The 25009-nt window shown below is 34.1% G+C and carries 28 protein-coding genes; 16 read left to right on the forward strand and 12 right to left on the reverse strand.

Going from position 1 to position 25009, the window contains the following annotated elements; genetic code table 11:
* Position 1: 1 nt before the first annotated feature.
* Positions 2-2080, reverse strand: a complete 2079-nt coding sequence (metG, locus tag BMY96_RS03415) for a methionine--tRNA ligase (RefSeq protein WP_092849110.1) — start codon at positions 2078-2080, stop codon at positions 2-4.
* 87 nt (positions 2081-2167) lie between these two features.
* Between metG and BMY96_RS03420 the strand changes: the two genes are divergently transcribed.
* Together BMY96_RS03420 and BMY96_RS03425 are read left to right on the forward strand one after the other, a co-directional pair.
* The gene (locus BMY96_RS03420) at positions 2168-3199 is read left to right on the forward strand and encodes a S66 peptidase family protein (protein ID WP_245750530.1); all 1032 of its coding nucleotides are present in this window, start codon (positions 2168-2170) and stop codon (positions 3197-3199) included.
* Between the two features lie 95 nt (positions 3200-3294).
* The gene (locus tag BMY96_RS03425; protein ID WP_092849112.1) at positions 3295-3534 is read left to right on the forward strand and encodes a hypothetical protein; all 240 of its coding nucleotides are present in this window, start codon (positions 3295-3297) and stop codon (positions 3532-3534) included.
* Positions 3535-3605: 71 nt separating this feature from the next.
* Here BMY96_RS03425 and BMY96_RS03430 read toward each other — a convergent pair whose 3' ends face one another.
* On the reverse strand, positions 3606-4058 hold the full coding sequence (locus BMY96_RS03430) for a DUF1569 domain-containing protein (protein WP_092849114.1): 453 nt from the start codon (positions 4056-4058) through the stop codon (positions 3606-3608).
* 192 nt (positions 4059-4250) lie between these two features.
* Here BMY96_RS03430 and BMY96_RS03435 point away from each other — a divergent pair, with 192 nt between their 5' ends.
* Both BMY96_RS03435 and BMY96_RS15925 read left to right on the forward strand, forming a co-directional pair.
* The gene (locus BMY96_RS03435; RefSeq protein WP_092849118.1) at positions 4251-4403 is read left to right on the forward strand and encodes a YqaE/Pmp3 family membrane protein; all 153 of its coding nucleotides are present in this window, start codon (positions 4251-4253) and stop codon (positions 4401-4403) included.
* A 26-nt stretch (positions 4404-4429) separates the two neighbouring features.
* Complete coding sequence (locus BMY96_RS15925) at positions 4430-4597, forward strand: hypothetical protein (RefSeq protein ID WP_175473503.1); 168 nt, start codon at positions 4430-4432, stop codon at positions 4595-4597.
* A gap of 30 nt (positions 4598-4627) precedes the next feature.
* Here BMY96_RS15925 and BMY96_RS03440 read toward each other — a convergent pair whose 3' ends face one another.
* Entirely contained in the window at positions 4628-5404 is a 777-nt protein-coding gene (locus tag BMY96_RS03440; RefSeq protein WP_092849120.1) for a TerB family tellurite resistance protein, read from the reverse strand.
* A 268-nt stretch (positions 5405-5672) separates the two neighbouring features.
* Between BMY96_RS03440 and BMY96_RS03445 the strand changes: the two genes are divergently transcribed.
* The 6 genes from BMY96_RS03445 to BMY96_RS03470 all read left to right on the forward strand — a co-directional run bounded on the left by BMY96_RS03445 (position 5673) and on the right by BMY96_RS03470 (position 9473).
* The gene (locus BMY96_RS03445; RefSeq protein WP_092849123.1) at positions 5673-6083 is read left to right on the forward strand and encodes a BrxA/BrxB family bacilliredoxin; all 411 of its coding nucleotides are present in this window, start codon (positions 5673-5675) and stop codon (positions 6081-6083) included.
* 141 nt (positions 6084-6224) lie between these two features.
* Positions 6225-6620 (forward strand): hypothetical protein, encoded by a 396-nt coding sequence (locus tag BMY96_RS03450; protein ID WP_092849126.1) that lies wholly within the window; start codon positions 6225-6227, stop codon positions 6618-6620.
* Between the two features lie 24 nt (positions 6621-6644).
* Positions 6645-7382, forward strand: a complete 738-nt coding sequence (locus BMY96_RS03455; RefSeq protein WP_092849129.1) for a lysophospholipid acyltransferase family protein — start codon at positions 6645-6647, stop codon at positions 7380-7382.
* Positions 7383-7394: 12 nt separating this feature from the next.
* On the forward strand, positions 7395-8396 hold the full coding sequence (locus tag BMY96_RS03460) for an acyl-ACP desaturase (protein WP_092849131.1): 1002 nt from the start codon (positions 7395-7397) through the stop codon (positions 8394-8396).
* 70 nt (positions 8397-8466) lie between these two features.
* Positions 8467-8805 (forward strand): avidin-fold protein, encoded by a 339-nt coding sequence (locus BMY96_RS03465; RefSeq protein WP_092849133.1) that lies wholly within the window; start codon positions 8467-8469, stop codon positions 8803-8805.
* Positions 8806-8810: 5 nt separating this feature from the next.
* Positions 8811-9473, forward strand: coding sequence for an HD domain-containing protein (locus BMY96_RS03470; RefSeq protein WP_092849135.1), 663 nt, complete (start codon positions 8811-8813; stop codon positions 9471-9473).
* Between the two features lie 86 nt (positions 9474-9559).
* Here BMY96_RS03470 and BMY96_RS03475 read toward each other — a convergent pair whose 3' ends face one another.
* Positions 9560-10435, reverse strand: a complete 876-nt coding sequence (locus tag BMY96_RS03475) for an AraC family transcriptional regulator (RefSeq protein WP_092849137.1) — start codon at positions 10433-10435, stop codon at positions 9560-9562.
* A gap of 202 nt (positions 10436-10637) precedes the next feature.
* Here BMY96_RS03475 and BMY96_RS03480 point away from each other — a divergent pair, with 202 nt between their 5' ends.
* From BMY96_RS03480 to BMY96_RS03495, 3 genes are all read left to right on the forward strand, one after another.
* Complete coding sequence (locus BMY96_RS03480; RefSeq protein ID WP_092849140.1) at positions 10638-11231, forward strand: hypothetical protein; 594 nt, start codon at positions 10638-10640, stop codon at positions 11229-11231.
* Between the two features lie 804 nt (positions 11232-12035).
* Positions 12036-12647, forward strand: coding sequence for a hypothetical protein (locus BMY96_RS03485; RefSeq protein ID WP_092849143.1), 612 nt, complete (start codon positions 12036-12038; stop codon positions 12645-12647).
* Between the two features lie 632 nt (positions 12648-13279).
* Positions 13280-13885: a hypothetical protein gene (locus tag BMY96_RS03495; protein WP_092849149.1), complete on the forward strand. Its 606-nt coding sequence runs from the start codon at positions 13280-13282 to the stop codon at positions 13883-13885.
* A 69-nt stretch (positions 13886-13954) separates the two neighbouring features.
* Here the strand turns inward: BMY96_RS03495 and BMY96_RS03500 are convergent, their stop codons facing one another.
* From BMY96_RS03500 to BMY96_RS03525, 8 genes are all read right to left on the reverse strand, one after another.
* On the reverse strand, positions 13955-14737 hold the full coding sequence (locus BMY96_RS03500) for an enoyl-CoA hydratase/isomerase family protein (RefSeq protein ID WP_092849151.1): 783 nt from the start codon (positions 14735-14737) through the stop codon (positions 13955-13957).
* Between the two features lie 3 nt (positions 14738-14740).
* Entirely contained in the window at positions 14741-14872 is a 132-nt protein-coding gene (locus BMY96_RS16140; protein WP_262481139.1) for a hypothetical protein, read from the reverse strand.
* 153 nt (positions 14873-15025) lie between these two features.
* A complete protein-coding gene (locus BMY96_RS03505; protein WP_092849153.1) occupies positions 15026-16513 on the reverse strand; it encodes a sensor histidine kinase in 1488 nt (495 codons plus the stop codon).
* A 168-nt stretch (positions 16514-16681) separates the two neighbouring features.
* The gene (locus BMY96_RS03510; RefSeq protein ID WP_092849156.1) at positions 16682-17230 is read right to left on the reverse strand and encodes a CopD family protein; all 549 of its coding nucleotides are present in this window, start codon (positions 17228-17230) and stop codon (positions 16682-16684) included.
* A 12-nt stretch (positions 17231-17242) separates the two neighbouring features.
* A complete protein-coding gene (locus BMY96_RS03515) occupies positions 17243-18604 on the reverse strand; it encodes an MATE family efflux transporter (protein WP_092849159.1) in 1362 nt (453 codons plus the stop codon).
* Positions 18604-19644: a ferrochelatase gene (hemH, locus tag BMY96_RS03520; protein WP_092849162.1), complete on the reverse strand. Its 1041-nt coding sequence runs from the start codon at positions 19642-19644 to the stop codon at positions 18604-18606. The genes BMY96_RS03515 and hemH overlap by 1 nt, the downstream gene beginning before the upstream one ends.
* 107 nt (positions 19645-19751) lie before the next feature.
* Entirely contained in the window at positions 19752-19901 is a 150-nt protein-coding gene (locus tag BMY96_RS15930) for a hypothetical protein (protein ID WP_175473504.1), read from the reverse strand.
* Positions 19902-19963: 62 nt separating this feature from the next.
* Positions 19964-20863 (reverse strand): helix-turn-helix transcriptional regulator, encoded by a 900-nt coding sequence (locus BMY96_RS03525; RefSeq protein ID WP_092849164.1) that lies wholly within the window; start codon positions 20861-20863, stop codon positions 19964-19966.
* Between the two features lie 189 nt (positions 20864-21052).
* Here BMY96_RS03525 and hemA point away from each other — a divergent pair, with 189 nt between their 5' ends.
* The 3 genes from hemA (at position 21053) to hemE (ending at position 25005) form a co-directional block, all read left to right on the forward strand.
* A complete protein-coding gene (gene hemA / locus BMY96_RS03530) occupies positions 21053-22315 on the forward strand; it encodes a glutamyl-tRNA reductase (RefSeq protein WP_092849166.1) in 1263 nt (420 codons plus the stop codon).
* Positions 22308-23882, forward strand: a complete 1575-nt coding sequence (gene hemC / locus BMY96_RS03535) for a hydroxymethylbilane synthase (RefSeq protein ID WP_092849169.1) — start codon at positions 22308-22310, stop codon at positions 23880-23882. Before hemA ends, hemC begins: the two co-directional genes overlap by 8 nt.
* 97 nt (positions 23883-23979) lie before the next feature.
* The gene (gene hemE, locus BMY96_RS03540; protein WP_092849171.1) at positions 23980-25005 is read left to right on the forward strand and encodes a uroporphyrinogen decarboxylase; all 1026 of its coding nucleotides are present in this window, start codon (positions 23980-23982) and stop codon (positions 25003-25005) included.
* The last annotated feature ends 4 nt before the right edge of the window (positions 25006-25009 follow it).

Consider the following 25009-nt stretch of genomic DNA (forward strand, 5'->3'; position numbering starts at 1 on the left):
CTTAACTAACCTGCAACCCATTACTAACACTAGCATCGTCTGGATTTACAAACACCAATTTACCATCGGGAGTTTCAGTCATTAAAATCATACCCTGACTTTCTACACCTCGTAATGCTCTTGGTGCTAAGTTTACTAATACCGTTACACGTTTACCAACCACTTCTTCTGCTGTAAAACTTTCGGCAATACCAGAAACAATGGTTCTTGTGTCTATACCAGTATCTACTTTTAGCTTTAAAAGCTTTTTAGTTTTTGGCATTTTTTCGGCTTCTAAAATAGTACCAACACGAATATCTAATTTTGTAAAATCTTCGAAAGTAATGGTTTCTTTTTGAGGCTCTGTTTTAGCATTGGCTATTTCGTTAGCTTTTTTACTGGCTTCTAATTTATCTAATTGAAATTGAATGGTTTTGTCTTCAATTTTAGAGAATAATAATTCGGCTTCGCCTATTTTATGTCCTGCAGGAAGTAAAACATCTTTTGTATTTATTTGGTTCCATGTGTTCTCGATACGATTCTCCTGTCCTGAATTACTAGAACTAACTTTAAGAATACCTTTTAACTTTGTTGATGTAAACGGTAAAAAAGGCTCGCTTAAGGTTGCTAAAGCAGATGCTATTTGCAATGCCACGTACATAATTGTTTTTGTACGTGCTTCGTCTACTTTAATCATTTTCCATGGTTCGGCATCGGCTAAATATTTGTTTCCTAGTCGTGCTAAATTCATTAATTCCTGACCAGCCTCTCTAAAACGGTAACGCTCAATAGAACTTGCAATAACATCTGGGTATGCTTTTATGGCTGCTAGAGTTTCTGTATCAACATCTGTAAAATCGGCCGGAGTTGGCACAACACCTTCGTAATATTTATTGGTTAATACCACAACACGGTTAATAAAATTACCAAAAATGGCTACCAACTCGTTATTGTTTCTAGCTTGAAAATCTTTCCAAGTAAAATCGTTATCCTTAGTTTCTGGTGCATTAGCATTTAAAGCATAACGCAAAACATCTTGTTGTCCAGGAAATTCTTCTAAATACTCATGTAACCAAACGGCCCAATTTTTAGAGGTAGACAGCTTATTGCCTTCTAAATTTAAAAATTCGTTTGCAGGCACGTTATCTGGTAAAATAAAACTGCCTTCGGCTTTTAACATAGCTGGAAAAATAATACAGTGGAACACGATATTATCTTTACCAATAAAATGCACTAATTTGGTCTCTTTATCTTTCCAATACGGTTCCCAATCTTTCCCTTCGCGTTTTGCCCATTCTTTGGTAGATGATATATAACCAATAGGTGCATCAAACCAAACGTAAAGGACTTTGCCTTCGCCACCTTCCGCAGGTACCGGAATACCCCAATCTAAATCTCTTGTTACCGCTCTAGGACGCAAACCATCGTCTATCCAAGATTTACACTGCCCGTAAACGTTAGATTTCCAATCTTTTTTATGCCCTTCTAAAATCCATTCTTTTAAAAATGCCTCGTGCTTATCTAAAGGTAAAAACCAGTGTTTGGTTTGTTTTAAAGTAGGCACATTTCCTGTAATGGCCGATTTAGGGTTTATTAAATCGGTTGCATTATGGCTTGTTCCGCAGTTTTCACATTGGTCGCCATAGCTTTCTTCATTACCACATTTAGGACAAGTTCCTATTACAAAACGATCGGCTAAAAATTGATTGGCCTCGGCATCATATAATTGCTCTGAAGTTTCCTCAATAAATTCACCTTTTGCATCTAAAGTCTTAAAAAACTCTGAAGCTGTATCATGATGAATTGGAGCCGAGGTACGCGAGTAATTATCGTAGGTAATCCCGAAATCTTCAAACGATTTTTTAATTATTGCATGGTATTTATCTACAATATCTTGAGGCGTAACCCCTTCGTTTTTAGCTTTAATGGTAATAGGCACACCATGCTCGTCGCTTCCTCCAATAAGTAAAACGTCGTTTCCTGTTAAACGCAAATAACGTGCGTAAATATCGGCTGGCACGTACACGCCTGCTAAATGCCCAATATGAATAGGACCGTTAGTATAAGGAAGTGCAGTTGTAATGGTATATCTTTTCGGCATTGTAATGTCTTTATTTGAGCCGCAAAAGTACACAATTTGAAATCCATATAAAACGAGTATTTATAAATTTTAAACGTGTAAAAAAAAATGTACTTTTACCTTATGCTAAGAAACTTTCAAACTTTATACTTGTTTTGCTTTGCTATTTTCTTCGGAATACAACTTAGTAAGGCCCAAAACACAGGAACAGATAAACCAAACACGACTTTGAAACAACCACCATACTTAAAGGCAGGCGACACTGTTGCTATTGTAGCGCCTTCTGGAATTTTAAAAAATAGAGAAGACGAAATTAAGCAAGCGCAAGACCTTTTAAAACGTTGGGGTTTCCACTCGGTAGTTGGTAAACATGTGTTTAATGCCGAAAATCATTTTGCTGGAACGGACGATGAGCGTTGCGAAGATTTACAAAAAGCAATGGACGACCCTAAAATTAGTGCCATTTGGTGCGCTCGTGGTGGCTACGGCACAGTTAGAATTTTAGATAAGTTGAATTTTAAACTATTTAATAAACACCCTAAATGGCTAATTGGGTATTCTGATATTACAGCACTACATAACCAAATACACAACCAAGGTGTTGAGAGCTTACACGCCATAATGTGCGTAAGCTTACCAAAGGATGAGTTAGAAATTGAAGCTAGTATTGCTACGTTTAAAAATGCCCTTTTTGGAGCACCTTTAAAGTATACTTTAGAAGGCTCTACCTATAATAAAACGGGACAAGCTTCGGGGCAATTAGTAGGCGGAAATCTTACCTTGTTGCATACAATGTTAGGTTCGGATACGAGTATTAACACCAAAGAAAAAATATTATTTATTGAGGAGATTGGCGAGTATAAATACCACATAGACCGCATGCTACAAAGTTTAAAACGTGCAGGCTATTTTGATAATTGTAAGGGTGTAATTGTTGGTGGCATGAGTAAAATGCGAACCAACACTACATTATGGGGAACATCGGTTGAGCAACTTATACTTGATGCTCTAGCCGATTACAGCTTTCCTATTGCTTTTAACATGCCGGCAGGACACGATAAAGACAATAGAGCTTTAATTTTAGGTAGAACCATAAACTTATTGGTGAGTAAAACAAATTCTACTATTGTTTTCGAGTAAACAAAACGAGTATTTAAACATCTTATCTAGTATTTTTAATTGTTAATAAAGGATGCTATAACCTTGCATTTTTAATTATTAAAAATATACCCTAAATGAAGAACAAATTACAAGTACTATTTGTAGCCATAACCCTTTTGGTTACTATAGGCGCGCAAGCTAACGATCGTATAAACTCGAGTTTAAACTTAAGCAATCCAGATGTACGCAAGTGTTTAATAGAATCGACTGAAAGTGAAGGTTGGAAAATGGCAGCTTTGTACTACGACGCAAACAAAAAATTAGTAATGATATTTGAAAAAGGTGAAGACAGCAAAACCTATATAAGCAAATAGAGTGCTAAATATATAATAGTTTACAAACCAGTTATTCATTTAAATGATTAGCTGGTTTTTTTACTCCTTAATTATACTCCAAATTGATTTAAATGATGGTCTAAATGCTTATAAAACATAGTGTTCCATTCTTGAGTAGATAGAAGCCCAAAGGAATGTGATTCCTTACCATTAAAATGCTGCTCGCCTAAACCTTGCACCTTCCACAAATAATCTGTTAATCGTGCTTTTTCTTCCACAAAATTCTTAGCGTCTGATATTACAAATTGTGGTGCCGTACGGCTATTCTTTTTATAAGGCTTATTACCTACAACGATGTTTTTTACAAATAACTTGAGCATTAATTTGGTAAACCCTTTTGGTTTTGGGTGTTTATCATCGAAAATCATTTCGTAGGTTACATTGCAATGTGCTAACATTTGGTCTGCACTCATTTTACCCCATAAGGGTTGTGCTGTTGGCGACAGGTTGTTAATTCTATTCACTACGGCTTCAGTTTCTTTAGTATCAAAAATATTCTTCATAATAATAAATTAAGTAGGTTAAAAGGCATGCACTGCAATTTATTTATTTTATCTAAAATTATAAAAATAATAAGTCAAGTTTTAAATTAAATCGACATTTAACTTTTTATTTGAGTTAACATCTAATTGATATACACTAATGTTTACTATTTTCTTACGGTAGCTTTGTATTGAACATAAAAACACACAAACATGTCTATTTTAACTATTGTATTAAGTATTTTATTACCACCTGTAGCTGTTGCTATGAAACACGGAGTAGGAACCACTTTACTAATAAGCATTTTACTTACAATTTTAGGTTGGTTTCCGGGTGTAATTCATGCACTAATAGTAAATAAATAAGATATTAATTTTAAAAATATAACACCATGAAAAAAGGAAAAGAAAATTTTGAATTTGTAAAAGAATCTGATGACGACAAAGGAAATTATATTCTACAAAAAGATACAACCACAAAAAAAACAACCACTTTTGTAGTTATTGTTTTAGCTATATTAATTGTAGCAGTAGCAGCTACTAGCTTCTTTTTAAACTAATTGTACAAAATTCCTGCGCAGGCAGGAATTTTAGAATCCACGCTCCTTCTGGATTTGCTCGTAGGCAGCTTGCACTTGTCTAAATTTTTCTTCGGCACCTTTTTGGTGCTCTTTACCTAAATGAATAACCTTATCTGGATGGTACTTTTTAGCCATTTTACGGTAGGCTTTTTTAATCTCATCAACCGTAGCACTTTTAGTAATTTCTAAAACTTTATAAGCATTATCACTGCTATTATAAAACATAGCTTTAATACTTTCGTAATCGCGAGAGCTAATACTTAAATAACCTGCTATGGTATAAATTTGCTTAACCTCATCTTCGGTTACTACGCCATCGGCTTTTGCAATTCCAAATAGAAAGTGCATAAGTTGTAATCGCGATGGATGATCCATCATTTGGCGAATTTGCAAACATACGGGCCTAAGCGAAACACTTTGCTTGCTTATATTTTTAAATAGTTTAAAAGCTTGGTTTGCACGCTCTTTACCGTACATATTTAAAAACTGCTGGCGCACAAAATCTAATTCCTTTTGGTCTTGCTTACCATCGGCTTTTATAATTACCGACGCTAAAATGAGTAAACTTACTTCAAAATCGCCCGATTGGGTTTGTGGCCGTTGCCTAGGTTGTGTTCTGTAGGTTGTTCTACCTTGGGTTTTGGTTTGTCTATCTCCTAAAAGCGATCCCCCATTTCCATCAGCCATAGCATCTACAACACTACCTAAAGCTAAACCTATTATTGCCCCAATGGGACCACCAAAAGACCAGCCTATAGAGGCGCCTATCCATTTTGAAAAACTCATGTAATTATTTTATTTTTAATACGACCTAAATATAACATTGTTAGTCGAATATTTAACTGTTTTGTTACATTTCTAAAGCGTTAAGGATATAAGCGGTATCCTTTTTTTCTTTTTCTACAAAAAAGACCCGCCTGCCGACAGACAGGTACCGCGGATAGCCTGACCTTATAACGCCATAAGCGTTTTAAGGGAACGCCCAAAGCATAATTGCACGATTTTTGATTAACTTTGCACAAATATTAATTATCAAAATAAAAAAAATAAAAATATGTATCCAGCAGAATTAGTAAAACCAATGCGTGAGGACTTAACCAAAGTAGGTTTTGAAGAATTACATACTGCCGAGGCTGTTGATGCTGCCTTAGCTAAAGTAGGAACAACATTAGTAGTTGTAAATTCGGTTTGTGGTTGTGCAGCAGCAAATGCGCGTCCAGGTGCTAGAAAGAGTTTAGAAAATGCTAAAAAACCAGACCATATTGTAACGGTTTTTGCAGGTGTTGATAAAGAGGCTGTTGATGCAGCTCGTGGCCATATGGTTCCGTTTCCTCCAAGTTCACCTTGTATGGCGTTGTTTAAAGATGGCGAATTAGTGCACATGTTAGAGCGCCATCATATTGAAGGTCGTCCTGCAGAATTAATTGCAGAAAACCTTGTTGATGCTTACAACGACCACTGTTAAAAAGACCTCCTGCTTTATCGCTCTTTAAAAACAAAGAAAGATTAGCCGAGAAAAATATAAAAACCACGATTTAGTCGTGGTTTTTTAGTTTTACACGCAACCCTTTTTAAACTTTAACATCTATTAGTTAAATTATAAACGATGAAAAAGCCTTTCTCAACATTTGTTTTAGTGACGTTTTGCTTATTATTATTGTCTACACAATGTGATGATGATACGGGTTTATCTCAAGAAGATGAAGCCCAAGAATTGGCATTTTTAAAACTTGAAATTGAAGATTTAGCTAGCACATCGGTTTGTGGAAATGGTTTTGAATGTACATATATTGCCTTGGGCAGCAAGCCTTGTGGTGGCCCTTGGAGTTATTTAATTTACTCGACATCTATTGATACCGAATTACTTGAGCAATTGGTTGAGGATTATAACAAAAAAGAATCGCTCTATAATAAAACATGGGGTATGGCCTCGGATTGTGCTGTTGCTATACCTCCAACTACGGTAAGTTGCGAAAATAATGCTTGCGTTGCTGTGTACTAAAACATAGTTTATTATTTTTGGGGCATGTTAAAACTATTGTCCTATCCATTATCGGTTATCTACTATTTGTTTTTTGGATTAACACTGATTGTGTTTCATCCAATACAGTGGTTTTGTTTTAATGTTTTTGGAAAAAAAATACACCAACTAAGCGTTTATGTGCTTCAATTTTGTTTAATGCGCTGTGCTAATATTTTAGGCACTCGGTTTTCGTTTATAAACGAGCACAATATAGAGCCTAACCGCCCATTAATTATTGTTGCCAACCACCAAAGTTTACACGACATTTATCCTTTAACTTGGTATATGCGTAAACGAAACCCCAAGTTTATTAGCAAAATAGAATTAGGCAAAGGCATACCAAGTGTATCGTATAACTTACGCCACGGTGGTGCCGCGTTAATAGACAGAAAAAACCCAAGACAATCCCTACCGGCGCTAATGAAATTTGGCGAGTTTATTGAAGAAAACAACTATGCTGCTGTTATTTTTCCAGAAGGCACACGAAGTAAGGATGGCACGGTAAAACCGTTTCAAAGAAAAGGCTTAGAGATTTTATTTAAAAAAATACCATCGGCGTTAATAGTGCCTGTTAGTATAAATAATTCCTGGAAAATGTTACGATATGGAAAATTCCCTATGGGATTAGGCAATCATCTTAAATTTACTGTACATAAACCCATAGATTTAGCTATATTTGTTAATAAGGAAGATCTTATTGAAACTGTTGAATCGACCATAAAAAACCACATTAAAAATTAAACTAGGTAAAATATGTCTTTAAAGAATAAAAGATTAGAGGTGATGAAGTTTTTGGAAAAAGACGTGGATGCGCTAATGGAAAAATATTTAATTCCAATAGACAGCATCTGGCAACCATCGGATTTTTTACCAAATTCTGAAACTACAGATGAGTCTTTTTTTGAAGATGTTAAGGAAATTCGCGAGTTAGCTAAAGATTTACCATACGATTTTTGGGTGGTTTTAGTAGGCGATATGATTACTGAAGAAGCACTACCAACTTACGAATCGTGGTTAATGGATGTTGAAGGTGTAGACCAAATTGAAAACGGTGGAAATGGCTGGGGAAAATGGGTGCGCCAATGGACTGGAGAAGAAAACAGACATGGCGATGTGCTTAACAAGTACTTATACCTTTCGGGACGTGTTAACATGAAGGAAATTGAAAAAACCACACAACACCTTATTACAGATGGTTTTGATATTGGTACAGACCGAGATCCATACAAAAACTTTGTATATACTAGTTTTCAAGAACTGGCAACTTATATTTCGCATAACCGTGTAGCTAAAATTGCAAAAGATTATGGCAATAAACGTTTATCGAAAATGTGTAAAATTATTTCTGGAGACGAAATGCGCCACCACCACGCCTACTCTGAGTTTGTAGAGCGCATTTTTAAAGTAGACCCTAGCCAAATGATGATGGCTTTTCATTATATGATGAAACAAAAAATTACCATGCCTGCTCACTTTTTAAGAGAATCTGGTGGTAAAGCAAGTTCTGCCTTCGAGGAGTTTTCTAACACAGCACAGCGTATTGGTGTTTACACATCGAACGATTACGTAGATATTTTACAAAAACTAATTAACCGTTGGGAAATTGATAAAATTACAGGATTAACCGATGAAGCTGAAAAAGCTCGAGATTATTTAATGAAACTTCCAGCAAGAATGTATCGCTTATCTGAGCGCATGAAAATTCCGGAAAACTCGTTCCAATTTAAGTGGGTTGAGCCTGCTATTATAAAATAAAATTCCAAAAAACATAAAACTCTAAACACCAAAAACAGTGTTTAGAGAAGGAGTTTAATAGACAATACAATTGGTTAATTACAATAATAAACGTTTTAGACCTGTTTCTACTTCTTATAACAGCGAAACCACTTCGGCTACAATTTTTGTTTATAAACAAAATGGATCTATTTTAACTTCAAACTTTAGTGGCGGTAATATTATAGAAGGGCATTTAATTGGTTTGGTTAATGAAGATGGCATTATCAATATGCGATACCATCAAGTAAATAAAAAAAGCGAGTTAATGACAGGTACTTGTATTTCTACCCCAAAAATTAACCCAAACGGAAAAATAACACTTTACGAAAATTGGCAGTGGACCTCTAGCAATCTATCAAAAGGCTCCTCAATTCTAGAAGAAATTTAATACCCATGACACCAGAAGATATTATAAACAAAACCAAAATTTTTGTTCAGGAAGAATTAATTAATGCTGAAGGTGGGCACGATTGGTTTCATATAGAACGGGTGTATAAAAACAGCCTATTAATTGCAAAGGCAGAACCTGTAGACACTTTTGTTGTTGCACTAGGCGCTTTACTTCATGATATTGCCGATAGTAAATTTCATAATGGCGATGAAACCATAGGACCCAAAAAAGCACGAGAATTTCTCTTTAAACTTAATGTAGACTCCAAAACCATAAAACATGTGGTAAATATTATTGAAAACATTTCGTTTAAAACTAGCTTATCCACTAATAATGCAACAGCTTTTAGGTCGCCAGAACTAAATGTCGTGCAAGATGCCGACCGGCTAGATGCTATAGGCGCCATTGGTATAGCACGCTGTTTTAACTATGGAGGCTTTAAAAATAGAGCGCTTTATAATCCCTATATTGCACCAAATCTTAACATGACTAAAGCAGAATATAAAAACTCCACTGCGCCAACTATAAATCATTTTTACGAAAAACTCTTATTGCTAAAAGATAAAATGAATACTAAAACAGGTAAAAAATTGGCAAATGCACGCCATGAGTATATGCTAGACTTCTTAAAGCAATTTTATAGCGAGTGGAATGGCCAGAAGTAAATACATAGCTAGTAGGCCACTAACTGTAATACAATTTTAATGTACATAATAAAAAGGAATACTTTATTACATTGTAAACCTTAGTATTACTGAATCATTAATTTAATCTCCTTGCGGTAGCTAGACGCGCTTTTGCCCGTAATATCGTTAAATACCTTATTAAAATGCGAAAAGTTGTTAAAACCGCACTCAAAACAAACATCGGCAATACTCATATCACTTTCTTCCGATAATAATTTTGTAGCATGCACCACACGATACTCGTTAACTACCTGCGTAAAGGTTTTACTAGTTGCCTTTTTAAAGTAACGGCAAAACGCCGGAACCGTCATACTCACAATATCGGCAATTTCGTCTAAAGCAATATGATTTTGAAAATTGTCGCGTATATATTTAAATACAGATCCAATTTTAGCACTTTCTTGTGCTTCGGCTTCAAAAGCAAAGCCATCTGCATTTAATAAGGTATAATCATCAGTTTTAGCTAAATAATTCAAAATCTCCAAAAACTTTATAACCCGTTTTAAGCCATCATGTTCTAAAAGTTTTTCAATTTTAAGTCCTATTTTCTTTTTAGTATCAATTTGAAAACGAATGCCTTTTTTAGCTCGCTCAAAAAGCGCTACTATGTTAGCCATTTCTGGTACATTAAGAAAATCTTCACCTAAAAAATCAGATTTAAACTGTATAATAGTTTCTGTTCCATTGGCTGTTAGTCTATCAGAAAACCCATTATGTGGCAAATTAGCACCAATTAATATTAGCTGACTATTATTAAAGTAAGACAAATGATTACCAATATGCGTTTTTCCTTGCCCCTTATTAACGTATACTAATTCAAGCTCGGGATGGAAATGCCAAAAAGCATTAAGTCTATCTGCCTGTTTCAAGTGCTGTTTAACCAAAATTGAACTTCCAAAACTTGGGGTAAGCTTCTCTAAAGTAGGTTTCTTTTTAATCATGCGAGCAATAATTTAAAGCAAATTTACTACATATTACACATACATTGTATATTTAATTACCTTAATTATATGCTATTTTAACTTAACAATGAATTAACGTTATGTTAACAGTTAATCTAGCATATAAATTGGTCAAAATTGATGTTTTCATACCTACACATCTACCATACCTTTGTACCAGAACATTATGACCCCCATAATTATGAAAAACACAATTAAATTTACAAAGCAAGGAATCCTTATGATAGCATTATTTGCTACCTTAATAGGATTTGCCAAAGACTCTAACTCTCTTATTAGAAAAGGCGCTAGAAAAACAGCCTTAGTATTAAAAGACGTAAAAGTTGGTAATCTACTTACTATCAAAGACAATTATGGTATAATACTATATAAAGAAGCTATTAAAACTGAAGGCTTATACACAAAAGGTTTTGATTTAACTGAGCTACCAAATGGAAAATATTTTTTTGAACTTGAAAAAGATTTAGAAATAAACAGTATTCCATTTACGGTGACAAACAACGTTGTTGGAATAAACAAAGACGAAGAAAACACTATTTACAAGCCTTACGTTAAGCAAGAAAAGGATTTAGTTTACATTACACAACTTAATCCAAACTCAGATAAAACAGTGATTAATGTGTATTCCATTAATGACACGGAAACAACATTACGTTTTACTGAAAAGATTGAAAACACTCAGTCAATCGAAAAAATATTCAAATTAAAAAAAGGAAATTATAAAATAGAAATAAGCTCAAAAAATAACGAGCACACAATATTCATTAATAATTAGTTTAATGTCTTATTTAGTTTAGTTTAGTTTGTAAAAGTGGGCTGTGGTGGCCCACTTTTTATTTATAAACACCTTCTAAAACCACTAAACACTATTTATCTTCTAAACATTTAAGGATTAATTTAAATAACAGGCTAACCAAAACTAACTAAAAAGGTAGAATTTACCGAATACTAAAATATAAAAAGATAAACCTAATAAAAAGTAACTAAAACATACTAATACCTTTATTAGATCATCACCTCAAAACAATACCGCAATACTTTAGATAAATAAACCTATAAAATAAAAAGCTTTACTTAAAAGTAGCTAATATTTTTTATCTAATAAATTATTTAAAATTAACAGTATCCCCTACTACAGACTTAACACATAAAGTAACTTTTAGTAAAACCGATGAATCACTTACTTTAAAACCATAAGTAAAACAAGATACTGAAGAAACTAGCCAATAACTTTCCAATTAAAATAAAAAACACTTAGACTGTTAAAAAAAAATTAACAAAAGGATTTTTTAAAATACACTCTAATAATAAACGCTTACAACATTATTAAGTAGTCACTTTTTGTATTTTATGTTAATTGATAAAATAAGACACAGTACTACAACCTCTTATTACAAACCTTTTTTATTGTTACACTAAATAAAAAACAAGACCTACCCCCTTTTAAGAAAACATTAAATTTACCTAAAAATAATACAAAATTAACAGTTAATTTAGCATACAAATACATCAAAATCAGTGTTTTACATAATAATAAACGATCCTATATTTGTAGTGTAGAACGTTAATACCCACTACTATGAAAAACACAATTAAAAACTCGAAAAAAGGAATCTTAATGGTAATTATGTTTACTACCATGTTAAGTTTCGCTAATGAAGCCAATTTATCAATAGTTAAAAACGCAGCTAAAAAAACGTCACTTACCTTAACTAACGTAAAACAGGGCAACTTACTATCTATAAAAGATGTGTTTGGCATAACCCTATACAAAGAGGTTATTAAAGAAAATGGAACCTATACAAAAGGTTTCGATTTAACGGCATTACCAAACGGCGCCTATCTTTTTGTATTAGATAAAGATATAGAAATCAATACAATACCATTTACAGTAAAATCTAATATTGTAGCTTTCAATAAGGCTAAAGAAACCACAGTTTTTAAACCAAATTTACGTGTAGAAGGCGATTTAGTATTTGTATCGAAACTTAATTTAGAAGAAACCCCTTTAAATATTAAGGTGTATTACACACAAAAAGGATCTACTACGTCCGATTTAATATTTTCCGAAAATATTACCGACACCAAAATTATAGAAAGAACATTTAAATTAGAAAATAAGCAACTAGGATCATTTAAAATTGTAATTCTATTTGAAGGTAACGAATTTGTAAAGAGCATAAATTCCTAACTATACCAGTGTACTATAAGTGGGCTTATAGCCCACTTCTTTAAATTTTATAATTATGTTTATTTCGCAAGCTTACTACTGTAGTCATATCAAGAACCAGAACCATATTAATATTAAATTACAACATTCTAAAAACCAAACCACAGATTTTACATACCCAAGTAATAAAACCTTTAACACTACTTCTAACAGCCCAAAATTGGTAATAAACTGGAATAAAAAAACCGTGTTTTACACCATATGGATTACCCTTAATTTATTAGTACTTTCAATTTTATTTCACTTCATTTCGAAAACAGATTGGCTCTTCTTATATTTCGTTGCAACGTTTATCTATTGCTCTTTATATTGGATGCTTGCCGAACGATTATTTAACAAACTATTTGTTAAAAATTAAGTAAACAGAAAATAAATACTACAACTTTAAAATTTTATACTCAGGTGGACTAATTGTCCACTTTTTTGTTATAAAATAATATTTAGTTCCCTCTACAGGCCAAAAGTAACATTATTTTTACCTAAAAATGATGCAAAATTAACAGGTAAAATAACACACAAAATGACCAATATCAATGTTTTAAGAACTAATGTTTAGGTCTATATTTGTGGTGTTGAACGTTAATACCCGTATTATGAAAAACACAATTAAAAACTCGAAAAAAGGAATCTTAATGGTAATTATGTTTACTACCATGTTAAGTTTCGCAAACGAATCTTCATTGTTTAAAATTAAAAATGAAGCGACAAGAACCTCACTTACTTTACTAAATGTAAAGCAAGGAAACTTACTATCTGTAAAGGATGTAAATGGTATAGTGTTATACAAGGAGTTCATGCAAAAATCTGGAAATTACACAAAAGGATTCGACCTAACAGCTTTACCAGATGGTAATTATATATTTGAGCTAGAAAAGGATTTGGAAATTAACACCATACCGTTTACAGTAAACTCAAACACTGTACTTTTTGATAAAGAAAAGGAAACTACCGTATTTAAACCCATGTTTATTGTAAAAGACGATATGGTAATGGTATCCAAACTAGACCTTAAAGAAGAGCCAGTTAACATAAAAATATATTTTTTAGGAAATTATTCTGAAGAATTAATGCACTCGGAATCCATAGAAAACACAAAAGCAATACATAAAGCCTACAAACTAACAGGCTTAAAATATGGAGGATACCGAATTGTATGTCAATTTGGTGGTAAAGAATTTACAAAAATAATAAACATCTAAATACCTAATTTAGAAACTGTTGATAAAGGTGGGCTAGTTTAGCCCACTTTTTATTTATAAGAACTTCAACTATTTACCAGGAAAATTAGCCTTACGCTTTTGCAGAAAAGCAGTAGTTCCTTCCTCAAAATCTTCAGTGCCAAAACAGTTTCCAAATTCCTGAACCTCAACACCAAAACCATCTACACCGTCTTTAAAATTGGCGTTTATAGCACGTATGGCTGCACTAATGGCAATGGTTGAATTACGAGAAATTTTTGCTGCTATTTTTTCGCAAAGTGGAAGCAATTCATCTTGCATAGTAACATGATTTACTAAGCCATAACTTAAAGCTTGGTTAGCATCAATCATACCCGCCGTCATAATCATCTCCATAGCACGCCCTTTACCTACCAATTGCGGTAAACGCTGTGTACCACCATAACCTGGTATAACACCAAGAGACACCTCCGGAAGTCCTAATTTAGCATTATCGCTAGCTACTCTAAAATGAGCAGCCATAGCCAACTCTAAACCGCCACCAAGTGCAAACCCATTTACAGCTGCAATAACTGGCGTAGATAAATTTTCGACAAAATTAAACAGTAACTCCTGTCCTTTGGCCGCCAATTGCGTACCCTCACTAACATCAAAATCTGAAAACTCGCTTATATCTGCTCCTGCAACAAAGGCCTTTTCTCCGCTACCGGTTATAATAATAACTTTAGTATCGGTATCGGTATCTGCATCGTTAAAAGCCTCGTGCAACTCCTGTATAGTCTCTGTATTTAAGGCGTTTAGCTTTTTAGGACGATTAATGGTTATGGTTGTTATGCCATTATTTTCTTCTGAAATGATGTTGTTATAACTCATAATTTATTCTTTAAATACTGTTAAACCTTTTAAATGAAATGTTTCTGATTGGTAAAACCTTATAGCTGTTTTTACAATTTTAGCTGAAGCATCTCTAGGCGATTTTGTTATGTATCTTGCTATTGAATTATTCAAATTTACTGAAAAGTGAGCATTAAAATCTGATGGTTTGCTATAAAAATAAATTTGATTATCTTCCTGTTTCCAAGTGCCCTTGCCATAAAAATGCTCTTCTTTATTTGCTTTTGATATAGACGATAGATCTCTAAAAAAATGCTATAAACCACTTCATGAAAATTTAGGAAAACTCACTTTAAAAGTAGCACCCTTATCTTTTTCCGATTCGAAAGAAATAGTACCGTTATGTGTTTCTACAATATTTTTTACCATAGCCAACCCAAGTCCCATACCACTTGTTTTGGTTGTAAATTTTGGCTCGAATACTTTATCTTTGTTTTCTTCGGCTACACCTGTACCATTATCGGCAACTGTAATAACCACATTACCATTACTTTTAGCCACATGAACTACAATTTTTGGTGTTCGGTTATCTGGCATGGCCTGAATAGCATTTTTAACCAGATTTGTAACCACACGTATAAGCTGTGTCCTGTCGAATTTAGCTATAATTTCTTCTGCATCGAAGGTAAACTCAATATAATACTCGTTAAAAATATCTAGTGCTAGCTTAATAATTTCAACCACATTAAGCGTTTCATTTTGTTGCGCTGGCATTTTTGCAAAATTTGAAAACGCCGATGCAATAGAACTCATGGTATCAATTTGCTGAATTAAGGTTTTACTATACTCATCGAGTTTAGAATGGATGTTTTCGTCCTCTGGATTAAACTTACGCTGAAAGTTTTGCACCGTTAGTCGCATGGGTGTTAACGGGTTTTTAATTTCGTGAGCAACCTGTTTTGCCATTTCTCTCCAGGCTTGTTCACGCTCGCTTTTTGCTAGTTGTATGGCACTTTCCTCTAACTCATCAATCATACTATTATACGAGGTTACAAGTGCCGAAATCTCTTCGCTAGTATCATCTACATTTATGCGTTCGTTTCGCTTTTCTAGTCGTGTAGTATTAATAATATCGCTAATAATCTTTAGGGACTTTGTTATATATTTTGATAACCAAAAGGCAATTGCTATGGCGGTTAGCAGGACCACCATAAATGCAAATACTAAACGTTTTAAAAACTCTTCGAGCTCTTTATCTAGAAAATCGTCTTTTTCTAAATACGGTATGTTTAATATGGCGACCGCTTTAGATTTATTATCGGTAATATAGGTGTATGATGACTGAAAGGTTTCTCCGTTTTCCTTATGAATATCCACATGCCTATGTTGTGCTATTTCTGAAGCATTATTAAAGGCTATATTTTGGGTTAAAGCATTCATTATTTCGGCAGAGATACATTTATCTACAAGCTCGGTTTGCAGCCCTGGTTTGGATGATATTAAAAGACCACCATCTAAATCGTACAAATTAATTTGTAGCTTATGTATATCTGCAATATTGTAAATTTCGTCCTTAAAAATTAAAGGAACGTTTTCTGTTTTAACTTCCCAGGTATTTTGGCGCCCGTTTAAATAGCGTTTTATATGGGTTTGTACATTTTCTTCTTTACGCTCTAAACGGCCTTCATGATAATCTTTACTTTGCTCGTTATACTGGTAAATAGCTACCGCCGAAATAAGTACAGATGCAAATATAACTAGCAGTATCATTGCTAAAAAGATGCGTGTACGTAAGGATAAGTTTTTTAATTTCATTGGTTTAAATATAGCAATAATCAAACCAAACAGTATAACGCTTGTTTAAAAAACTAGTTTTGGTTGTTAGTTGCGTTAGGGATTGCAACGGATAGCCCACAGCCCGACGTAGGAGGTGCGAGGACTTGTAGTGGAAAGCCCGACCCTTGGGGTAACGCCCAAATTAATTTAAGCTTCGGGATTTTTGTCTCTTATGTTCTTGTAGACTTTAAAACCTAACATAATTAGTACGCCAAGAATAAATATACCTACAACACCCCAAATCCAGTTTATGGCACTTTTTAAAATAACTAAAAAGATAACGGCAAATAAAATGAACGTAGCACCCTCGTTCCAGATGCGCATAAAACTAGATGTTTTGTTTACCACACCGTTTTGTAATTGCTTGAAATAGTGATGCGTTTTTAGATGGTAAATAAACAATAACACTATAAAGCCCAATTTTACTTGCATCCATGGTTGATAGGCTAAATATGGATTAATTGCAAATAGAGCTAAACCAAAAACCAAGGCTAAAATTGCCGATGGCCATGTAATGATAAACCACAGGCGTTTTGCCATGAGTTTTAGTTGTTTTCCTAAAATTTCTTTTTCGGGTGATGGCTTATGAAAGGCTTCTATTTGGTAAACAAACAAACGCGGAATATAAAATAAACCGGCAAACCAAGTGATTACAAAAATAAGATGAAAGGCCTTTATGTATTGGTAGTATTCCATAATATACGTGGTTTAAGATATTGGTTCGCTTTCTGGATTTAAATTCTTGATAATTTCTCCATTTAAAAAATAAGCTGTTACTATTGTAGCTAATACATCGGAAATTGGAAAAGCTATCCACACACCTAATTCGCCATAAAACATAGGTAAGATAAAAATTAGTGGAATAAAGAAGAAACCTTGTCTTAATAAAGTTAGCAATAAGGCTTGTTTTGCTTTACCAATAGCCTGAAAATAAGCTGCACCAATAAGTTGTAGTGCAATTATTGGTGTAGCCGCAAATACCCATCGCATGGCTGGAGGGGTTTGTAACATGACCTCGGCATTATCTGTAAAAAGCCGAGTTATAGCTTCGGGAAACACCATTAATAAAATAAAAACTAAAGTGGCTAAACCCGCTGCGTATTTAATGGCGGTATAAATACTTTCTTTAACTCTGGCATATTTAAACGCACCATAATTAAACCCTGCAATGGGTAAAAACCCTTGTGTAATGCCATAAACCGGAAACAAGGCAAACATTAACATACGCCCTACAATGGCATACGCGGTAACCGATGTTTCGCCACCAAGGTTGAACAAAATATTGTTCATAAACAAGTACGTAATACTCACTACGGCTTGTCTTGCTAAGGTTACAAAACCTAATGATGCGATTTCTAAAACGATTGGTTTTTGGAGTCCGAAATGGTGTTTTTTAATTTTTAACTCGGAGTTTTTAGATAAGAAAAACCAAAAAATAAAAGCAAAACAAAATACATAAGCTAAGGTAGTTGCCCAAGCAGCTCCTGCCATTCCTAAATCTAAAAGGTTTATAAATATATAATCTAAAAGCAGGTTGCTCACCGATGGAATCATCATGGCATACATGGCAAATTTTGGTTTTCCTTCTGCTCGAATTACCGTATTTCCCATCATGGATAGTGCTAAAAAGGGCACGCCATAGAGCACAATAGTATAATATATTTTGGCGGGCTCTAAAATATTGCCTTTTCCGCCAAAAGCAGGTAAAATACCATCTATAAACCACAACCCTGCAATAACCATAGAAATGGTTAACACTAGGGTTAATGTAATTTGATTACCAAAAGTTTTTAACGCTTTATCTGGATTGTTAGCACCTAAAGCTCTAGAGATTATTGAAGAACCACCGACACCGATAGACATACCTAAGGCTGCAATAAAAAAAGAAACTGGCAACACCACGTTAATAGCCGCAATAGCTGTTGAGCCTATCCATTGCCCAACAAAAATAGTGTCTACTAAAATGTTTAGAGACATGACTAAAATACCAATAGATGCAGGAATGGCTTGCTTAACTAAAAGTTTGCTTATGGGTAAAGTTCCTAAATCTTGTGATGCTGTTTTAGCCATTAAACGGTTAGCGATTTTTTAACAGGCGTCCATTCTTCAGCGATATTAGCAATAACCTGAGCAAAATCTTCACGATCGTTTAAGCAGGGAATAACGGTAAAATCTTTTCCGCCAACCTCATGGAATAACTCTTCGCCCTCCATGGCAATCTCCTCTAAAGTTTCTAAACAATCGCTAACAAATGCTGGAGTTACAATAGCCATTTTTTTAATACCTGCTTTCCCTAATCGCTCTATGGTACGATCGGTATAAGGTTGCAACCAAGGATCGAAACCTAGTCTAGATTGAAAAGATGTTGAATATGTGCCATTTTTCATGCCTAATGCTTTAGCCACATTAACCGTGGTAATTTCACATTGGTGTCGGTAACAAAACTCGTGTTGCTTACTTCCTTTTTTAAAGCAGCATTTACCATCCATTTTACAATTACCATTAGTAATATCACTTTTTCGAATATGGCGTTCTGGAACCCCATGATAACTAAAAAGGATATGTTCGTAATCTAGACCTTCTAGTTTTTCTGCTATACTTTTTGAAAGTACTTTTATATAATCTTCACGATGATAAAAAGCTGGCGTTCGGGTTATTTTTACTCCTGGAAAATGCTCTGAAACCAACTCATCGACCTTAACATCTATAGTTTCGGTTGTGGCCATGGCAAATTGCGGATATAACGGAATGGTTTTTATTTCTGTACAGCCTTTATCAACTAATTCTTGAAATCCTTTTTTTATGGTCATGCTACCATAACGCATGGCTAATGCAACAGGCATTTCTAGTTTTTCTTGAACTTTATCTTGAAGTTTTTCGGATAATACAATTAGTGGAGAACCCTCGTCCCACCATATTTTTTTGTAAGCTGCCGCCGATTGTTTTGGTCGTGTATTTAAAATAATACCTTTTACTAAAAGGGTTCTTGCCCATAACGGTACATCAATTACACGCTTGTCCATTAAAAACTCACCTAAATACTTTTTTACATCTTTAGGACTTGGACTATCAGGCGATCCAAGATTTACTAATAAGATTCCTTTTTTCATATTGCAAAAATACGATAGAAATAGCAATGAAAATGTATAGTATAAAATATTTTAACTGTTATACTATAAGTAAAAATTATAAATCCTAACTTTAGTATTACAAAATCTTATTTATCGTTCTGATGATATAACTTTGGGCGTTCCTCGTTATAATCTAAATCTTGAAAAATACCGCAAGACACATTTGTTCTTGCTAAAGATTTAGTAATTTCCATGTGCTTGGATAGCGCTTCAATTTCTGGACTTAGGTATTTCATAGTATTAAGGGCATTTGTTTTTATCTTAGTCTAAGATAAGAGAAAAAGCTTACAATAAAAAATCACCCCAATGACATCACGTATTTTTTAGGTGTTGTTCCATACTTCTTTTTAAATGCAGCAATAAAGTGACTAGATGTACTATAACCCACCTTAAGCCCAACTTCGTTTACATTATCGTTTCCAGCTTCCAATAATTTTCGTGCTACTTCCATTTTATAATCTAATAAAAAACTAAAAACCGAGTCGCCATATATTTGTTTAAAACCTTCCTTTAGCTTTTTAAGACTCAAACCTATTTCATCTGCTAGTTCCTGCAAACTTGGTGGTTCTGCCATACGAGAAATAACAATTTCTTTGGCTTTTCTAATTTTTATAACATTGGTTTCGTCTACTAAAAACGGGCATTGCTCAACATCGGCATCTTCGCTTCTATTAAAATATAAACTTAACAGCTCGTATGCCTTTCCTTTAAAATATAATGATTTTATAGACTGGTTAAGATTGTAATTTATGAGCTGATTTAACACTATAGCCATAGAGGGCGAAATCACACCATCTTTATAGTACTTTTTATCCTTATTATCATCACTTAAAAAAGTAATATAATCGGCTTCTTGCGAAAATAAGCCATGAAATTTCTTAATAGAAATTAATATAGAAACCATCCATGAATTAGCATTTAACTCCAAATGAATTGGAAGATCGCGTTGTGGGTTGTATAACAGCAAAGAGTTTTCTTCAAGAATATTTAAGCGATAGCGCCCTTCGTTAAATACAAACTGACTTGAGCCTTTTACACAAAAGTGAAATTGAATATACTCGCTATCTATTTCTTTAGCAAGAGATTGCGTTTGGCTATTATCATTTTTATATGTTAATACCAAAACACCATCATCAACCGTGGTTTCGTTAAAAGTACTTTTAGCGACACTTTTATCGTTATTTATTTCTTGATTCATATTCATTTTATTTAGATTGATTCTAAATTAAAGAGCAAAAACACCCCTGTTTCACTACAAAAATATGATATTTATCATGTTTTACTAAAAAACAACGTTAAAAAACCACAATCGATACTAAAAGTTCTTTAAGCGTTACTTTTTAACAATACATCGCTATATTTTTGCTTCACATTTTCAGGTACAGCAATGCAGAAATATAATATAAGTAAAAGTAGCTCCTTTTATGCTATTGGTTTAAGTTACAAAAAAGCCGATGCAGATATAAGAGGTCATTTTAGTTTAGACGAAGACTCTAAGCTTTCATTGCTTAAACAAGCAAAGGAAAATGGTATTGAAAGTTTAGTAGTTACTTCTACCTGCAACAGAACCGAAATTTACGGTTTTGCGCAACACCCTTTTCAACTTATTAAATTGCTTTGCGATAATACGCGTGGTACCGTTGAAGAATTTCAAAATGTCGCTTACGTTTATAAAAATAAAGAAGCCATATCGCACATGTTTCGCGTAGGTTCTGGTTTGGACAGTCAAATTCTTGGTGACTTCGAAATTATTAGCCAGTTAAAAATTAGCGCAAAATTATCTAGAAAACACGGTTTACTAAACCATTTTACAGAGCGCTTAGTTAATGCTGTAATACAAGCCAGCAAACGTATTAAAACAGAAACCGCTATATCATCGGGTGCAACCTCGGTATCTTTTGCCTCTGTGCAATATATTTTTAAAAATGTTGAAAATGTTTCAGAAAAAAACATTCTATTATTCGGAACAGGAAAAATAGGAAGAAACACTTGCGAAAACTTAGTAAAACACACCAAAAACGAGCACATTACTTTAATAAACAGAACTAAGGACAAGGCAGAACAAGTTGCCGGAAAATTTAATTTGTTAGTTAAAGATTATGCCAACTTACAAGAAGAAGTAAGCTCGTCTGATATTTTAATAGTAGCCACCGGTGCACAACGCCCTACTATTGATAAACACATTATACAAACAAAAAAACCGCTTTTAATTTTAGATTTATCTATTCCAAAGAATGTTAACGAAAACGTTCAAGAATTAGATAATGTATCCTTGGTGCATTTAGATCATTTATCTCAAATTACCGATGAAACTTTAGAAGCTAGAAAGGCACATATTCCTTCAGCGGAAGCGATTATAGAAGAAGTTAAAGCAGAATTTAATGGCTGGTTAGAAACTAGAAAATTTGCACCTACCATTAAAGCTTTAAAACATAAATTATCAGATTTCGCAAGTGCAGAATTAAATACACAACGCAAAAAAAATGCTGATTTTAATGAAGCGCAAGCCGAATTAATTAGCAATAATATCATTCAAAAAATCACCAATCATTTTGCACATCATTTAAAAGATGATGATGTCTCTACTGATGAAAGCCTGGAACTTATTAAAAAAGTATTCCAATTAGAACCGTCTACAAAAAATGTCTAAAACCATAAGAATTGGTACTCGCGATAGTGAATTAGCACTATGGCAAGCCAACATTGTTAAAAAATTACTTGAAGAAGCTGGCCATAAAACCGAACTCGTACCTGTAAAATCTACAGGCGATTTAGTTTTAGACAAACCCCTTTACGAGCTTGGAATTACTGGTATTTTTACAAGAACACTAGATATCGCTATGTTAAACCACGACATCGATATTGCTGTGCATTCTTTAAAAGATGTGCCAACAATTTTACCAAAAGGCATTATACAAGCTGCTGTTTTAAAACGTGGCAATGTTAACGACACCTTGGTTTTTAAAGACAATGAGGAGTTTTTAGGAGCAAAAGAAGCCGTTATTGCTACCGGTAGTTTACGCCGCCGTGCGCAATGGCTAAACCGTTTTCCAACGCACACTATTACCGATTTACGTGGTAATGTAAATTCCCGTTTACAAAAATTGGAAGATAACGACTGGAATGGTGCTATTTTTGCCGCTGCAGGTATTGGCAGAATTGGAATACGACCAGAAGAAGCTATTAATTTAGATTGGATGATTCCTGCTCCTGCACAAGGCGCAATTATGATTACGGCTTTAGATGAGGACGATTTTGTTAAAGAAGCCTGTGCCGCATTAAACCACGAAGAGACCGAAATTTGCACCACTATAGAGCGCGAATTTCTAAATAAACTAGAAGGTGGCTGTACAGCTCCTATTGGTGCATTAGCATACATTAAAGATGAAGAAATTAACTTTAAAGGTGTATTGTTAAGTCCAGACGGAACCAAAAGAATAGACGTTACCCGAGTTAAAAAACTAGGCGAACATCATGACATGGCTCAATACTGTGCCGATTTTGTAATTGAGCGTGGTGGTAAACGCTTAATGGATAACATTAAAAATTCAGACAGAAAAACAAACGTATATTCTACAAAGAGCTTTACCGAAGACCAACGTTTACTGTTTCATGAAAAAGTAGTTGCAGAAAGTTCAGATTTTATCAAAATAAGCCTAAATCGTATTGCGCCACGTTTATTAAAAAATGAAATCGAAAACGTAGTGATTACCAGCAAAAACGCGGTAGAATCTTTAACTACAAACTATTCGGCCATAGAGTTACAATTTAAAAATATTTACTGTGTGGGCCGCAAAACAAAACGTTTGGTCGAAAATAAAATAGGTAAGGTTAAGCATACCGAAAAGAATGCAAAAAAACTTGCCGAATATTTAGTAGATTATATTGAAGGTACCGAGGTAACTTACTTCTGTAGCGATTTAAGGTTAGACGATTTACCTAATATTCTTGAAGAAAACAACATTAAAGTTAACGAAATAGAAGCGTATCAAACCAAATACGATGGTGTAAAAGTTAACGACTTGGTAGAATCTGCTATGTTTTACAGTCCATCAACCGTTGAAAGTTTTGTTAAAGCTAATAATATAGAGGTTATTGCATTTTGTATTGGCGAAACCACAGCCAAAGAGGCTAAAAAACATTTTAAAGATGTTAGGGTTGCCAAAGTACCAACTGTAGAAAGTGTAATTGAATTAGTAAACGAACATTATATATAATGGTTACTAGTTGTTGGTTGTTGGTTAGTAGTCTTACCACAAACCTAAAACAACTAATAACCAACAACCAACAACTAGTAACGAACAACTAGCAACCATGTTAAAAAACGATTTATTTTTACGAGCATTAAAAGGAGAAACAGTTAATCGTCCACCCGTATGGATGATGCGTCAAGCAGGTCGTTACCTTCCAGAATTCATGGAAATAAAGGCTAAATACGATTTCTTTACACGTTGCCAAACGCCAGAGTTAGCAAGCGAAATTACAGTACAACCTATCCGTCGTTACGGCATGGATGCTGCCATTTTATTCAGCGATATTTTGGTAATACCTCAAGCCATGAATATTGAGGTACAAATGAAACCAAATTTTGGTCCGTATTTACCAAACCCTATTCGCTCTCAAAAAGATGTCGATAATGTTATTGTTCCAGATGTAACCGTAGCTCTAGATTACGTTTACCAAGCCATAAAAGCAACCAAAGAAAAACTTAACGACGAAATTCCGTTAATAGGTTTTGCAGGCTCACCATGGACCATTTTATGCTACTGCGTACAAGGTCAAGGCAGCAAAAATTTCGATAAAGCCAAAGAGTTTTGCTTTACAAACCCAATTGCAGCACACCAATTATTACAAAAAATTACAGATACAACTATAGCTTACCTTAAAGAAAAAGTAAAAGCAGGATGTAACGCTGTGCAAGTATTCGATTCTTGGGGCGGTATGCTGTCACCAGTCGATTATCAAGAATTCTCATGGCAATATATCCAACAAATTATCGATGCCCTAAAAGACGATGCTCCGGTAATCGCCTTTGGAAAAGGCTGTTGGTTCGCACTTGGCGAAATGGCCAAATCTGGTGCATCTGCCTTGGGAGTAGACTGGACCTGTTCTGCGCGTAATGCACGTTATTTAACCGGTGGAAACATTACATTACAAGGTAATTTCGACCCAACACGTTTATTTTCTCCACCAGCAGAAATTAAAAAACAAGTACACCAAATGATAACCGATTTTGGTAAAGATAAATACATTGTAAACCTTGGCCATGGTATTTTACCAAACATTCCGTTGGATAATGCCAAAGCGTTTATCGATGCCGTAAAAGAATACGGAAACTAAAATA

It is taken from the genome of Algibacter pectinivorans, assembly GCF_900112595.1.
Classification (GTDB): Bacteria; Bacteroidota; Bacteroidia; order Flavobacteriales; family Flavobacteriaceae; genus Algibacter_B; species Algibacter_B pectinivorans.